A 13162-nucleotide genomic window follows, 5' to 3' on the forward strand; every position below is an offset into this window, starting at 1 on the left:
CCTAAGGAGTTTTACCATGTCTACCAACATCGCATCTCCGCGCGCCGACGCCACCCAAACCCCACGCTTCAAGGCGGATCCCGGCCTCTCGATCGGGCATGTCCACCTGAAGGTCTCTGACCTCGACCGTTCCGTCGCCTTCTACCGGGACGTTCTGGGGCTGGAGGTGATGGAGCATCTGGGCGACCGCGCCGCGTTCCTGTCGGCGGGCGGCTACCACCATCATCTGGGCCTGAATACCTGGCACAGCAAAGGCGGCCCGCGTCCTGCGCAGAACGCCGTGGGCCTCTTCCACACGGCGTTCCTCTACCCCTCACGCGGTGCCTTGGCCCGTGCGCTGCAGAACGTTCTCGATCACGATGTGACCCTTGAGGGGGCCGCAGACCATGGAGTGTCCGAGGCGATCTACTTCAGCGACCCGGACGGCAATGGAATCGAGATCTACCGCGACCGCCCGCGAGCGGAATGGCCACTGCGGTCAGACGGCTCCTTGAGCCTTGAAAGCGACCGGCTGGACCTTGATGCATTGCTCGCAGAGGCCCCATGAAAATTCCGTTTGCGTCATGCTAACGTCGCAAACGGGCATTAACTGGACATTAACCCGCTCCTCGGTATACAAGGACACAGAAACCACACATCGCGATCCATTTAGGGGGAACTGTATGAACAGGCGTCTCGATACACGTGTCGACTCCATCCGCGCGGACAACCGCGTCCTTGCAACTCCAACCTCCGCCCGCGCCAAGCAGCCCAAATGCGCGCGGACCGATCACAAGACCACCCGGGCGCCCCTGCGCGTTGCCAAGCCGAAGGCGGCCAGCATGGACTACCAGATGGGCTTCACCTCTGGACCTTCGGTCTAACCTACGCCACCCTTCCCCCTGACGCTTCAAAGGGGGAAGACCATGGCCAATGGCACCAACATCAAAACGTACTTTGACGGCGCATGGCATGATGCAGACGTCCCCGTCATGCGTGCCGCCGACCATGGGACCTTCCAGGGCACGACGGTCTTTGACGGGGCGCGCTATGTCTACGGCCTGGCGCCGGATCTACAGGCTCATTGCGAACGAGTTGTGCGGTCCGCGCGGGCCTTGTCGCTCAACCCCGGGAAAACCGGGGAGGAGATCTTTGACATCGTGTGGGAGGGTCTGAACCGCTACCCGAAGGAGACGCCAGTCTATATCCGGCCCAACTTCTTCGGCATCGACGGCGGCGCCTACGGCATCATCCCCGCCGAGACAGAGGCCGGGTTCTACGTGGTGTTGGAAGAGGTCCCCATCGGCGCGCCCGATGCGGCCTCCACTCTGACAACCACACGCTTTCACCGCCCGACGCTGAGCACCGCTGTACTCGACGCCAAGGCGGGCTGCCTCTATCCCAACAACGCGCGCATGCTGATGGAGGCACGCGCCAAGGGCTACGACAATGCGCTGGTGACGGATGCGATGGGCAACGTGGCTGAAACCGCCACGGCCAACATCTTTATGGTGCGCGACGGTCAGGCGTTTACGCCGATCCCAAACGGCACTTTCCTCAACGGCATCACCCGCCAGCGCCACATCTCCAACCTGCGCGCGGACGGCATGACTGTCACGGAAACGGTGCTGACCTTCGACGATTTCCGGCAAGCGGATGAGGTGTTCATGACCGGCAACCTCAACAAGGTCACGCCAGTGCTGGAGTTCGATGGCACCCATTACCAGCACGGCCCCGTCACGAAACGTGCGCGCGAGCTATACTGGGATTGGGCGGCCTCAGCGGCCTAACCGCGTGGCAGGGTGCGCGCTTCAATGAACGGGATGGCAACGAGGCCCACAAGGGCAAACCAGGCGAATACCAGCACAAGTACGATCAGTAGGCGGATCCCGTGGGCGCGCATGAAGCGGATCCGGCGCGGCCCGTCGAGCGACATGGCATCCGCCCAATCCTGCCGTCCCATTCGGCGTCTGACATACCACAGGGCCAGCGCGCCAGCACCAATCAGCCCCCCAAGCATCAACGCCGCGATCAAGGCGTCTGCGGTTCCCGGCTCCAACAAATCAACACTCCCCTTGCTTTCCCACACAACGCGCAACGCGCCCGGATCATTCGATGGTAGACAGACCGGCGCGCCTCCGTCATCCTCTGCCTTCGGAAAAGGGACAAACCGATGCGCAAATTTCTGGTCATTCTAGACGACACCCGCGAATGCCTTAACGCCATGCGGTTCGCCGCCATGCGCGCCCACAATACCGGCGGCGGGGTCGAGATTCTCTCGGTGATTCCACCCGACGAATTCAACCATTGGATCGGCGTGGGGGACATCATGCGCGCCGAGGCCCGCGAGCGGATCGAGGCGCATTACAACGTCTTTGCCAAGTGGATGAAGGACAAGCAAGAGATCGACGCGACCCTTGTGATCCGCGAGGGCGTGCCAGAGGAACAGATCCTCGCCCATATCGCGGAGAATGACGAGATTGGCGTGTTGGTCCTTGGGGCGAACTCGGGCAAGGGCGGGCCCGGGCCGCTGGTGACGGCGATGACCAAATCTGCGGGCAACCTTCCAGTGCCGCTGACGATCGTGCCGGTCGAGTTGAGCAAGGAGCAGTTGGAAGCGATCACGTGAGCGTTCAGCCCCTCCTCGCTTCGCTCCTCGCAGCTGCCCCTTTTAGTTTAGAACGATTCCAGTTCACTTGACTCTTTCCGCCTGCGGTCGCATATCTGAGTGAACCAGTAAGGATATGCCGCCATGTTCATCCAGACCGAATCCACGCCCAACCCCGCGACCCTGAAGTTCCTGCCCGGCCAGAGTGTGCTGGAAGTGGGCACTGCTGATTTCCCCTCTGCCGAGACGTCCGAGAAATCGCCCCTTGCGGCGCGGATCTTCGCGGTCGAAGGCGTCACGGGCGTGTTCTTCGGCATCGATTTTGTCACCGTGACCAAGGCCGACGCGGTGGAATGGGACCATGTGAAACCCGCCATCCTCGGCGCGATCATGGAGCATTACCAATCCGGCGATCCGGTGATGGACGAGGGCCATAAGGCCAGCAGCGGCCACGCCGAGCATACCGGTGAAGACGGCGAGATTGTGGGTCAGATCAAGAGCTTGCTGGACACGCGCGTGCGTCCTGCGGTGGCGCAAGATGGCGGTGACATCACGTTCCACGGCTTTGATCGCGGCGTGGTTTACCTGCATATGCAAGGCGCTTGCGCCGGGTGCCCCTCGTCCACATTGACGCTGAAGATGGGGATCGAGAACCTGCTGCGCCACTACATCCCCGAGGTGGTCGAGGTGCGTCCTGTCAACACCTGACGCGACACCGGCCTCGGGACCAATCACCGGCCGCTGTTACTGCGGCGCGGTGCGGATGAGCGCCACCGCGCGACCCCAAACGGTCACCTATTGCCACTGCTCGGACTGCCGCCGCCTTTCTGGCGCGCCGGTGGCTGCGTTTGCCGCGTTTTCCATCGCCGATCCCACGTTTGACCCGCCCCTGGGGGCGCCGAATTTCCGCCGCGCTGGGGTCGCGCGCTGGTCCTGCCGCACCTGCGGCACGCAGCTTGCGGCGACCTACGCGTATTTGCCGGATCAGGTCTATGTGCCCCTCGGGCTGTTGGATCAGGCCGATACCCTTGCACCCGAGGGCCATGGCCACACCGACAGCGCGCTGCCCTGGTTGCACATCGAAGACGATCTGCCCCGCGATGGCGCCTCGGCCCGGGCGCGCTTGCAAGACGCCGGCCCAAAGGGCTAAGCCCGCCCCATGATCCTCGGTTTCGATACCTCCGGCGCCTATGTCGGCACGGCCCTGTGGCGCGACGGCGACGTCCGCGCGGCGCATTACGTCGACATGGCGCGCGGACAGGCAGAGCATCTGATGCCCCTGATCGAGCAGACGCTTGACGACGCGACAGCCAGCTTGGCGGATCTGAACGCCATCGGCGTGGGCATCGGGCCGGGGAACTTCACCGGCATCCGGATCAGCGTTTCGGCGGCGCGCGGGTTGGCGCTGGCGCTTGGGGTTCCGGCGATTGGGATCTCACTGCTGGACGGCTTGGCGCTGGATGCGAAGGGGCCAACGCTGACGTGCCTGAAAGCCCCGCGCGGGGCGTTCTACCTGCAACGCCAAGGCGGGGGCCTTGACCGCGCCGCCGCGCTGGTCGCGCAGGAAGATCTAAGCGCATGGGGCGCGCCCGGCGTGACGGTGATTGGCCAAGACAGCGCCGCGCTGGCTGATCGCCTGGGCCTCAAGAACGCCCCATCCGCCTATGCGCCCGCCTCTGCCATCGCGCGCCTGGCCGCGATGCGCGCGGACACGCCCCAGCCACGACCGGCACCTCTCTACATCAAACCCGCCGACGCGGCCCCCTCACGCGAACAAGGCCCGACGATCCTGTGACACTGGCCGAGACCCTTGCCGCTCTGCACGCCGCCAGCTTCCCACGGGGTTGGTCTGCCCATGAATTCGAGGCGCTGCTTGCCAACCCCACGACCCATGCCGTCACCTCGCCCCACGGCTTTGCGCTGATGCAGATCATCGCGCCGGAGGCCGAGTTGATAACCATATCGATCCTGCCCACGGCGCGCGGGCAAGGACATGGCCGCGCGCTTCTCGGGCAAGCCATCCAAGCCGCGCAAAAACACGGCGCCACCACGATGTACCTGGAGGTCGAGGCCGATAACACCGCTGCCCTGGCGCTTTACACCGCCGCGGGTTTCGAGACGACCGGTCGGCGCGCGGGCTACTATGCTTACCCGGATCAAGATGCGGTCGATGCGATCACCATGGCCTGCGCCCTTCAAAGCGGCACGTAGCGTCACCCAAACCCTCAAGGCCCGCCAAAACATCGGAATCGGGTTGACCCCCCGCCTGCCCTTTGCCCTTATTCCCCATGAGGATTCCGTTCACGCACGGGATTTCACGCGTTTGGGGACGCACGGCCACCATAAGGCCAAGACCTGCGCCCCGTATTCAACCGGGAGACTACCTATGACTATGATGAAAACCCTGCTCGGCGCTGCTGCCACGCTGGCCTTCTCTGCCGCTGGTGCGCTGGCCGATGGCCCCGCCGTGATCTTCGACCTCGGCGGCAAGTTTGACCGCTCGTTCAACGAAAGCGCCTTTAACGGGGCTGAGCGTTGGGCCGAAGAGACCGGCGGCACCTACCGCGAGATCGAGCTTCAGAACGACGCGCAGCGCGAGCAGGCGATGCGCCGCCTCGCCGAAGCCGGCTCCAACCCCATCGTGATGGCGGGCTTCAGCCAGGCCTCTGCCCTGGAAGTTGTGGCGCCCGATTATCCTGATACGATGTTCGTGATCATCGACGGCGTGGTGGATGCGCCCAACGTGCAATCCATCATCTTTTCCGAGCATGAGGGCTCCTATCTGGTCGGCATGATGGCCGCGATGGCGTCCGAGACGGGCACCGTTTCGTTTGTGGGCGGCATGGATATCCCGCTGATCTCGCGCTTTGCCTGCGGCTATGCCCAGGGTGCGGTCGCGGTGAACCCCGATGCCACCGTCATCGCCAACATGACCGGCACGACGCCCGCCGCCTGGAACGACCCCGTGCGCGGTGGTGAGTTGACGCGCGGCCAGATCGGCCAGGGCTCCGACGTGGTCTTCGCGGCCGCGGGCGGCACCGGCCTCGGCGTTCTGCAAACCGCCGCCGATGAGGGCATTCTGTCCATCGGCGTGGACGCCAACCAGAACTACCTGCACCCCGGCTCGGTTCTGACGTCGATGATCAAGCGCGTTGACGTGGCGGTCTATGACAGCTTCACCAACGCCGATGAGATCGAGGCAGGCATCTTCGTCTACGGTCTCGCCGAACAGGGTGTTGGTTTTGCCCTGGACGAATTCAACGCCGAACTGGTCACCGAAGACATGGTCGCCGCAGTGGAGGCCGCGCAGGCCGAGATCATCGCCGGTACGCTTTCGGTGCACAACTTCACCGACGACGGCTCCTGCCCCGTCGCGATGCAGTAAGACCCACGACATGCCGGGCCGCTTCCTTTGATCTGGGGCCCGGCAGACACGCACTCGGGCCGCGCCCCTTACCCGGTCGCGGCCCGTTTCATATCCTCTCAAGGACATGACCATGACGACGGCGCCTGCCCCCGCAATTGAACTCAAAGGCATCTCCAAGGCCTTCGGCCCGGTTCAGGCCAACAAAGACATCTCGATCTCGGTTACCAAGGGCACGATCCACGGCATCGTGGGCGAAAACGGCGCGGGCAAGTCGACCCTGATGTCGATCCTCTACGGCTTCTACAAAGCCGACGCCGGTGAGATCTGGATCAACGGCACCCAAACGCCAATCCCCGACAGCCAGGCGGCGATCCGCGCCGGTATCGGGATGGTGCACCAACACTTCAAACTGGTCGAGAATTTCACCGTCGTCGAGAATGTCATCCTCGGCGCCGAAGACGGCGCGCTGATCCGCCCCTCGGTTGCAAAGGCCCGCAAACTGCTGCTGGAGCTAGAGAAGGAATACGGGCTGGAGGTGAACCCCGACGCCGTGGTTGAAGACCTCTCCGTCGGGCATCAGCAACGCGTCGAAATCCTGAAACAGCTCTACCGTCAGGCCGAGATTCTGATCCTTGATGAGCCCACGGGCGTACTGACCCCGTCCGAGGCCGATCAATTGTTCCGCATCCTTGCCCGCCTGAAGGAAGAGGGAAAAACCATAATCCTGATCACGCACAAACTGCGCGAAATCATGTATGTGACCGACACCGTCAGCGTCATGCGGCGTGGCGAGATGACGGCCACCGTCAAGACGGCAGAGACCTCGCCTGCGGGCTTGGCCGAGCTGATGGTCGGCCGCAAGGTGCTGCTGCAGGTCGACAAGGCCCCCGCCAACCCCGGCGAGGTCGTGCTTGATGTGAAGAACCTGCGCGTCGTCGACGGCACAGGGGTGGAGCGGGTCAAAAGCATCTCTTTCCAGATCCGCGCGGGCGAAATCCTTGGCATCGCGGGGGTGGCGGGCAACGGTCAATCAGAACTGCTGGAGGTTCTGGGCGGCATGATCCCCGCAACCTCCGGCGACATCAACCTCCATGGCGAACCCATCGACATCACCGGGCGCGAAAGTGACGGCCAGTCCCGCCGCGCGCGCGGCATCGGCCATGTGCCCGAGGATCGTCAGGTCGAGGGTCTGATCATGCCCTATGAGGCCTGGGAAAACGTGGCCTTCGGCTACCACCACGACGGCAAATACCAATCCGGCATCCTGATGAACAACGCCGCCATCAAGGCCGATTGCGCCGAGAAGATGGAGCGCTATGACGTCCGCCCCCCCAACCCGCGCCTGCCCGCGCGGAATTTCTCGGGCGGGAACCAGCAGAAGATCGTCGTGGCCCGCGAGATGGACCGCACGCCCGAGCTTCTGTTGATCGGCCAGCCCACCCGCGGCGTCGATATCGGCGCGATCGAGTTCATCCACAAACAGATCATCGCCCTGCGCGATGCGGGCAAGGCGGTGCTGCTGGTCTCCGTCGAACTGGACGAGATCCTGGGCCTTTCAGACCGCATCGCCGTCATGTTTGACGGCTCGATCAGCGGCGAACGGCTGCCCGAGAATACCAACGAAGGTGATCTGGGTCTGCTGATGGCAGGCGTCACCGAAACGCAGGGGGCCGCATAATGGACAAGATGCCAAAATGGGCCGACGTCATCCTGATCCCGCTGATCAGCGTGATCCTTGCGCTCTTCGCCTCGGGCGTTGTCGTGGCCTTGATCGGTGAGGACCCGTTCCGCGCCATGGCGATCATGGTCAACGGCGCGTTTGGTTCGGCCTACGGTTGGGGCTACACGCTGTTCTACACCACGAACTTTATCTTCACCGGCCTCGGTGTGGCCGTGGCCTTCCACGCCCGGCTGTTCAATATCGGCGGCGAGGGGCAGGCCTATGTCGCGGGCCTGGGCGCCGCCATCGTCTGCCTGCTGATCCCCTGGCCGCATTGGTCCCTGGCCCTGGTGGCCACGACGATCCTGGCCGCGGTCTTCGGCGCCGGATGGGCCGCGATCCCCGCCTACCTACAAGCCAAACGCGGCAGCCACATCGTCATCACCACCATCATGTTCAACTTCATCGCGGCCTCGCTGATGATCTACATGCTCAACAACGTCTTCACGATCCCCGGCTCCGCCGAGACCGCCTCCATCCGTTTCCCCGAGACGACGCATCTGCCCAACGCCGGAGAGTTCGCGGGCTTCCTGGGCTTCCGCGCCTCGACGCCGCTGAACGTCAGCTTTTTCCTCGCGCTTCTGGCGGCGGTCGGTGTGTGGGTTCTGATCTGGCGTACCCGTCTGGGGTACGAGATCCGCGCCTTCGGCCATTCTGAGACGGCCGCCGTCTACGCGGGCATCAGCCCGGTGAAAATCACCATGATCGCGATGCTGATCTCGGGCGCATTGGTCGGCCTGATGGCGGTGAATGCGGTGCAGGGTGAAAGCGAGCAACTGCGCCTCGATTTCGTCGGCGGCGCGGGTTTTGTCGGCATCGCCGTGGCCCTCATGGGCCGCTCGCATCCGGTCGGTGTCTGCCTCGCGGCGCTTTTGTTCGGGATGCTCTACCAGGGCGGCGCAGAGCTGGCGTTCGAGATGCCCGCCGTCTCGCGCGAGATGATCCTGGTGATCCAAGCTCTGGTGATCCTCTTCACCGGCGCGCTCGACAATATGGTGCGTATGCCCATCGAGAAACTGTTCCTGTCGCTCCGGCGGGAGGGATAACGCCATGGAAACGCTACTCCCCTTCCTGCCCGCCTTCGCCATCGCCTACGGCATCCTTCTGGTCGGCGCGTCCTCGCCCGGCCCCGCCGTGGCCATGCTCATGGGCATCTCTGTCAGCCAGGGCCGCAGCGCCGGTCTGATCGCCTGCGCGGGGATCGCAACGGGCTCGGCCACGATCAACCTGCTGACGATCCTGGGCGTCGGGTTGATCCTGTCTCAAGCCGCCTGGGCGATGATGATCCTGAAAGTCGCAGGCTCCGCCTATTTGGCCTACCTCGCCTACGGCGCCTTTAAAAAGGCGCTGGACCCGCCGAGGATTGCCGCTCAAACCGTCGCGCGGCAAAGCTTTTCGGCGCTGTTCACCAAGGGCTACCTGCTGCAGGTGACCAACCCCAAGGCCATTGCCTTCTGGCTCGCCATCGCGGGCGTGGGCGCAACGGCCAATGCGCCGCTTTGGGTGATCGGGCTGTTCATGGTGTCAATGTGGGTGATCTCTTTCGGTTGCCACGCGGCCTGGGCGCTGGCCTTGTCGGCCGCCCCGGTGCGCTCCGCCTACCACCGCACGCGCCGCTACATCGAAGGCGCCCTGGGCGCGTTCTTCGCCTTCGCGGCCTTCAAATTGATCACGGCGCGCACATGATCGGCGCGCATCTCCCCGATCTCCTCGCAGCCCTCAGCCTCTTTCTTCTGGGGTGTCTCGTCATCGGGCCCAACATCGCGGCGATCATGGCCACCTCGATGCATCAGGGCCGCGCCAGCGGGCTGCGCCTGGCCCTTGGCGTCGGGCTTGGTACGGGCATCTGGGCGTCCCTGACGGTGGCCGGGTTGGCGTCCTTGCTGACGGCCTATGCCGGTGCCGTTCTAGCCCTGAAGCTCTTTGGCGCCGTGTTCCTCCTGTGGTTGGCCTTCAAGGCGTTCCGCTCTGCCCTGCGTGCCGATGCGCCCCTGCCCGAGGCCCGCGCCATCCCGGCGCGCAACCTGTTCCTCACCGGCCTGACAATCCAATTGACCAACCCCAAGGCGGCCCTGCAGTGGATCGCCATCGCCGCCGTGGCGATGAACGGCGACGCGCCCTGGACCATTGGGATGCTGTTGATCGTCAGCGCGACGGCGCTCTCGGTCCTGTGCCACAGCGCCTATGCGATGACCTTTTCCGCCGCGCCCATCGTGGCCGCCTACGCCCGAGCGCGGCGTTGGATCGACGGGGCGCTGGGGCTGTTTTTCACCGCCGCCGCCTTCAAACTCGTGACCACTCGGAGCTGAGCCCATGGATTTCATGACCATCCTGCAATTGCTCGACTCAACGGTCCGCCTCGCGACGCCGCTTCTTCTGGCCTGCCTCGCCGGGTTGTTTTCCGAGCGCGCGGGGATCTTCGACATCGGGTTGGAGGGCAAGATGCTGGCGGCGGCCTTCTTCTCGGCGGCCATTGCGTTTGTGTCCGGTAACGTCTGGATCGGCCTGGGGGCCGGCGTGTTGGCCTCCATCGTCCTGTCACTGTTGCACGGCGTGGCCTCGATCACCTTCCGCGGCAACCAGTTGATTTCCGGCGTGGCGATCAATTTCCTTGCAGCTGGCCTGACCGTGGTCATCGCCCAGACCTGGTTCAGCCAGGGCGGGCGCACGCCGCCCCTGACAGGCGACGCGCGCTTCAACGAAATTGTCCTGCCCGGCGCCGCCTCGCGCATCCGCGACATCGCGCAGCAAGATCCGCTGATGCAGATCTATTCCGAGCTGATCTCCGGCCATTCCATCCTCGTCTACATCTCCCTCCTGATCGTGCCGCTCAGCTGGTGGGTCCTCTACCGCACCCGCTTCGGCCTGCGCCTGCGCGCGGTGGGCGAGAATCCGGGCGCCGTGGACACGGCGGGCATCTCGGTGGTGGCCCTGCGCTTTGCAGCGGTGATCATCTGCGGCGTGCTCTGCGGGTTGGCAGGCGCCTACCTGGCGACGGGCCTCTCGGCCGGTTTCGTGAAGGACATGAGCGCCGGGCGCGGGTTCATCGCACTGGCCGCGCTGATCTTTGCCAAATGGCGCCCCTGGTACGCGCTCTATGCCTGCCTGTTGTTTGGCTTGCTGGACGCCGTCGGCAACCGCTTCCAGAACATCGAGGTCTTTGCCGTCACCGTGCCTGTGCAATTCATGCAGGCCTTGCCCTACATCCTGACGGTGATCATCCTCGCAGGCTTCGTCGGCCGCGCCATCCCGCCCCGCGCAGGCGGTGAGCCGTATGTGAAAGAGCGCTAAGGCCTGCGCGCGCGCCCCTTCTCCAACGCCCGTACACTTGGCCGAAGGCAGGTTTGAGTTGTATTTGGCAAGATGAAGGGGGGAGCGGCGCACCCAGAGCCCCCAAGGCAAGCTCCGCCCCGGCCAGGGCTTTTCCGGGTTGGCTACCGGGGTGTCCGAGGTCCGGGGCTTCACCTTGCACGCCGCTTCACTCTCCAGCTATCGGCGCAGGCTCACCCTAGCGCGTTAACCTTAACGAACGGTTGACCCAGGGGGGATCCGGTCGAACAACTCACAGGCTCCCGTCTTCATCTTGCCAGATACACCTCCGGGGGAGGCCACGCGCCAAAGGCGCGGGGACGGGGGCAGAGCCCCCCGAACACCCCCAGCCTAGCGAAACCAGAACTCCCACCCGCGCTGGTAGGCCGCCACAAGCGGATGGCCCTGGATCGTGTTCACCGGCACCGCCTCTGGCCGCGCCTGGTCCGCGCCGAAGACCTGGGACGCGGTCCAAACATCTGCCGTCATGTAACGCAATCCATCCGGCAACTCGGGCACCCGCGCCTCATCCGGCAGAACCTGGCCCGCCATCACAAACCCCCAATTGCCGAAGCTCGGCAGGTAAGTCTGATAGGCGATGGTCTGCAAGCTCCCTCCCGGCGCCACCGGGTTGCGGGTTGCCGCCAGGGTCGCCTCGGTGATCCAGAACGCCTCGGTCGCAAAGGTCGGCGAGCCCGCTTGCGTCACCAGCAATCCGTGGCTCGACAACCGCTCCATCAGCATGCCGTAGAACTCCACCGAGTAAAGCTTCGACAGTGCGATGCTCTTGGGGTCCGGCAGGTCGGCGATGATCACATCGAAGGGCGCCGCGTCGGCTTCCGCCGCCCAGACCCAGGCGTCGGTGTTCACCACCTCTACCCGCTCGTCCAGCAATGCCCCCCCGTTCAAAGCCACCAGATCCGCGTTCGTCGCAAACAGTTCCGTCACCCGCGGGTCCAGATCCACCAGCGTGACATGCTCCACCCCCTCGTGGCGCAACACCTCGCGCACCGCCATGCCGTCGCCGCCGCCCAGAACCAGCACCCGCCGAGCACCCGCGACCAAGCCCATCGCCGGATGCACCAGCGCCTCGTGATAGCGGTGCTCGTCCAATGAATCGAACTGGATCGAGTGATCCAGGAACAGCCGGTAGCGCTCGTCAAACCGGGTGATCACGATGGACTGGTAAGACGTCGTCTCGGACAAGATCACTTCGTCCTGAAACAGCCGCGCATCGACGGCAGAGACCATCCGCTCAGACATGCCAAATGCGAGGAGCGTAGCGAGGAGGAGCGCGGCCCAGGGCAGCCACAGCCCGCGCCCCAACCGGTCGCGGAACAGATAGATCGAGAACCCCGCCACCAGCAGGTTCAAAAGCCCAAAGGCCAAAGACGCGCTCATCAGCGGCAGGTTCGGGACGATCAACAACGGGAAGGCCAAAGACGCCGCGAGCGCGCCGATGTAGTCGGCGGTCAGCACATTCTCGAACCGGAACTCCGCCGCGCCGATCTCTTTCATTACCCGGCTGATCAGCGGGATCTCCATCCCCGACAGGACCCCGATGGCAATCAATCCGCCATACAAGGGCAGCCCCACCGCGCCGTAGATCGCGTAGCTGAAAAACAGCACCGGCCCCAGCGCGCCGCCAATGGCGCCAAGGGCGATCTGCGCCCGCACAAAGCCAGACAGCGCGTCGCCGACAAAACGCGACGCCCAGGCGCCGACGCCCATGGCGCTCAGGAACACACCGATGACGAAGGAAAACTGGCGGATTGAATCGCCGAGCAAGTACGAGGATATCGTGGCGGCGATCAGCTCGTAGATCAGGCCAGCCACGGCCACGATGAACGTGGCGGCCAGCAGCCAGGCGACCTTCGCCTCAACCTTGGAGGCTCCGCCCCCGGGTGGGGTCAGCTCAGGGCCCGCGTCGCCGGCCCCTTCGGTCGAATTCACGAAAGGATAACAGCCGCGATGATGATCGCCATGGACATGAACACCGACCCGATCAGGATCGCGAGGGACGTGTTCTGATCCTCTTCGATCTCTTTGACGATCGGGAACGGCGAGAGGATTTCGATGATCTTGTAGGCGGCATACATCAGGATCATGCCGATGACGCTGTAGAACAGCATCGAGATCAGTTCAGCGAGGATGATTTGGTCAAACATGGCGCAGAGGC

General features: G+C 64.2%; 17 protein-coding genes. 14 read left to right on the forward strand and 3 right to left on the reverse strand.

Features of this window, described 5'->3' with window-relative positions; translation table 11 throughout:
• Nucleotides 1–16 precede the first annotated feature (16 nt).
• The 3 genes from AC6I9R_RS19730 to AC6I9R_RS19740 all read left to right on the forward strand — a co-directional run bounded on the left by AC6I9R_RS19730 (nucleotide 17) and on the right by AC6I9R_RS19740 (nucleotide 1769).
• Nucleotides 17–547, forward strand: coding sequence for a VOC family protein (locus AC6I9R_RS19730; RefSeq protein WP_461428430.1), 531 nt, complete (start codon nucleotides 17–19; stop codon nucleotides 545–547).
• Nucleotides 548–662: 115 nt separating this feature from the next.
• Complete coding sequence (locus AC6I9R_RS19735) at nucleotides 663–863, forward strand: hypothetical protein (RefSeq protein WP_461428429.1); 201 nt, start codon at nucleotides 663–665, stop codon at nucleotides 861–863.
• A 42-nt stretch (nucleotides 864–905) separates the two neighbouring features.
• Nucleotides 906–1769, forward strand: coding sequence for a branched-chain amino acid aminotransferase (locus tag AC6I9R_RS19740; protein ID WP_461428428.1), 864 nt, complete (start codon nucleotides 906–908; stop codon nucleotides 1767–1769).
• On the opposite strand, the gene AC6I9R_RS19745 is transcribed toward AC6I9R_RS19740, so the two are convergent.
• Nucleotides 1766–2041: a hypothetical protein gene (locus tag AC6I9R_RS19745; RefSeq protein ID WP_461428427.1), complete on the reverse strand. Its 276-nt coding sequence runs from the start codon at nucleotides 2039–2041 to the stop codon at nucleotides 1766–1768. The genes AC6I9R_RS19740 and AC6I9R_RS19745 overlap by 4 nt on opposite strands.
• Nucleotides 2042–2152: 111 nt before the next feature.
• Between AC6I9R_RS19745 and AC6I9R_RS19750 the strand changes: the two genes are divergently transcribed.
• The 11 genes from AC6I9R_RS19750 to AC6I9R_RS19800 all read left to right on the forward strand — a co-directional run bounded on the left by AC6I9R_RS19750 (nucleotide 2153) and on the right by AC6I9R_RS19800 (nucleotide 10965).
• A complete protein-coding gene (locus AC6I9R_RS19750; RefSeq protein ID WP_461428426.1) occupies nucleotides 2153–2608 on the forward strand; it encodes a universal stress protein in 456 nt (151 codons plus the stop codon).
• Between the two features lie 123 nt (nucleotides 2609–2731).
• Complete coding sequence (locus AC6I9R_RS19755; protein WP_461428425.1) at nucleotides 2732–3295, forward strand: NifU family protein; 564 nt, start codon at nucleotides 2732–2734, stop codon at nucleotides 3293–3295.
• A 22-nt stretch (nucleotides 3296–3317) separates the two neighbouring features.
• Entirely contained in the window at nucleotides 3318–3737 is a 420-nt protein-coding gene (locus AC6I9R_RS19760; RefSeq protein ID WP_497863118.1) for a GFA family protein, read from the forward strand.
• 9 nt (nucleotides 3738–3746) lie between these two features.
• Nucleotides 3747–4382: a tRNA (adenosine(37)-N6)-threonylcarbamoyltransferase complex dimerization subunit type 1 TsaB gene (tsaB, locus tag AC6I9R_RS19765; protein WP_461428424.1), complete on the forward strand. Its 636-nt coding sequence runs from the start codon at nucleotides 3747–3749 to the stop codon at nucleotides 4380–4382.
• Complete coding sequence (locus tag AC6I9R_RS19770) at nucleotides 4379–4798, forward strand: GNAT family N-acetyltransferase (RefSeq protein ID WP_461428423.1); 420 nt, start codon at nucleotides 4379–4381, stop codon at nucleotides 4796–4798. Before tsaB ends, AC6I9R_RS19770 begins: the two co-directional genes overlap by 4 nt.
• A 175-nt stretch (nucleotides 4799–4973) precedes the next feature.
• Entirely contained in the window at nucleotides 4974–5972 is a 999-nt protein-coding gene (locus tag AC6I9R_RS19775) for a BMP family lipoprotein (RefSeq protein ID WP_461428422.1), read from the forward strand.
• A gap of 112 nt (nucleotides 5973–6084) precedes the next feature.
• On the forward strand, nucleotides 6085–7632 hold the full coding sequence (locus AC6I9R_RS19780; protein ID WP_461428421.1) for an ABC transporter ATP-binding protein: 1548 nt from the start codon (nucleotides 6085–6087) through the stop codon (nucleotides 7630–7632).
• Entirely contained in the window at nucleotides 7632–8720 is a 1089-nt protein-coding gene (locus AC6I9R_RS19785) for an ABC transporter permease (protein ID WP_461428420.1), read from the forward strand. The genes AC6I9R_RS19780 and AC6I9R_RS19785 overlap by 1 nt, the downstream gene beginning before the upstream one ends.
• A 4-nt stretch (nucleotides 8721–8724) precedes the next feature.
• On the forward strand, nucleotides 8725–9360 hold the full coding sequence (locus tag AC6I9R_RS19790; RefSeq protein ID WP_461428419.1) for a LysE family translocator: 636 nt from the start codon (nucleotides 8725–8727) through the stop codon (nucleotides 9358–9360).
• Complete coding sequence (locus tag AC6I9R_RS19795) at nucleotides 9357–9983, forward strand: LysE family translocator (protein WP_461428418.1); 627 nt, start codon at nucleotides 9357–9359, stop codon at nucleotides 9981–9983. Before AC6I9R_RS19790 ends, AC6I9R_RS19795 begins: the two co-directional genes overlap by 4 nt.
• A 4-nt stretch (nucleotides 9984–9987) precedes the next feature.
• Nucleotides 9988–10965, forward strand: coding sequence for an ABC transporter permease (locus tag AC6I9R_RS19800; protein ID WP_461428417.1), 978 nt, complete (start codon nucleotides 9988–9990; stop codon nucleotides 10963–10965).
• A 369-nt stretch (nucleotides 10966–11334) separates the two neighbouring features.
• Here the strand turns inward: AC6I9R_RS19800 and AC6I9R_RS19805 are convergent, their stop codons facing one another.
• On the reverse strand, nucleotides 11335–12936 hold the full coding sequence (locus AC6I9R_RS19805; protein WP_461428416.1) for a polyamine aminopropyltransferase: 1602 nt from the start codon (nucleotides 12934–12936) through the stop codon (nucleotides 11335–11337).
• Nucleotides 12933–13151 (reverse strand): DUF350 domain-containing protein, encoded by a 219-nt coding sequence (locus AC6I9R_RS19810; protein WP_461428415.1) that lies wholly within the window; start codon nucleotides 13149–13151, stop codon nucleotides 12933–12935. The genes AC6I9R_RS19805 and AC6I9R_RS19810 overlap by 4 nt, the downstream gene beginning before the upstream one ends.
• Nucleotides 13152–13162 lie beyond the last annotated feature (11 nt).

The sequence above is a fragment of the Gymnodinialimonas sp. genome, from assembly GCF_059726805.1.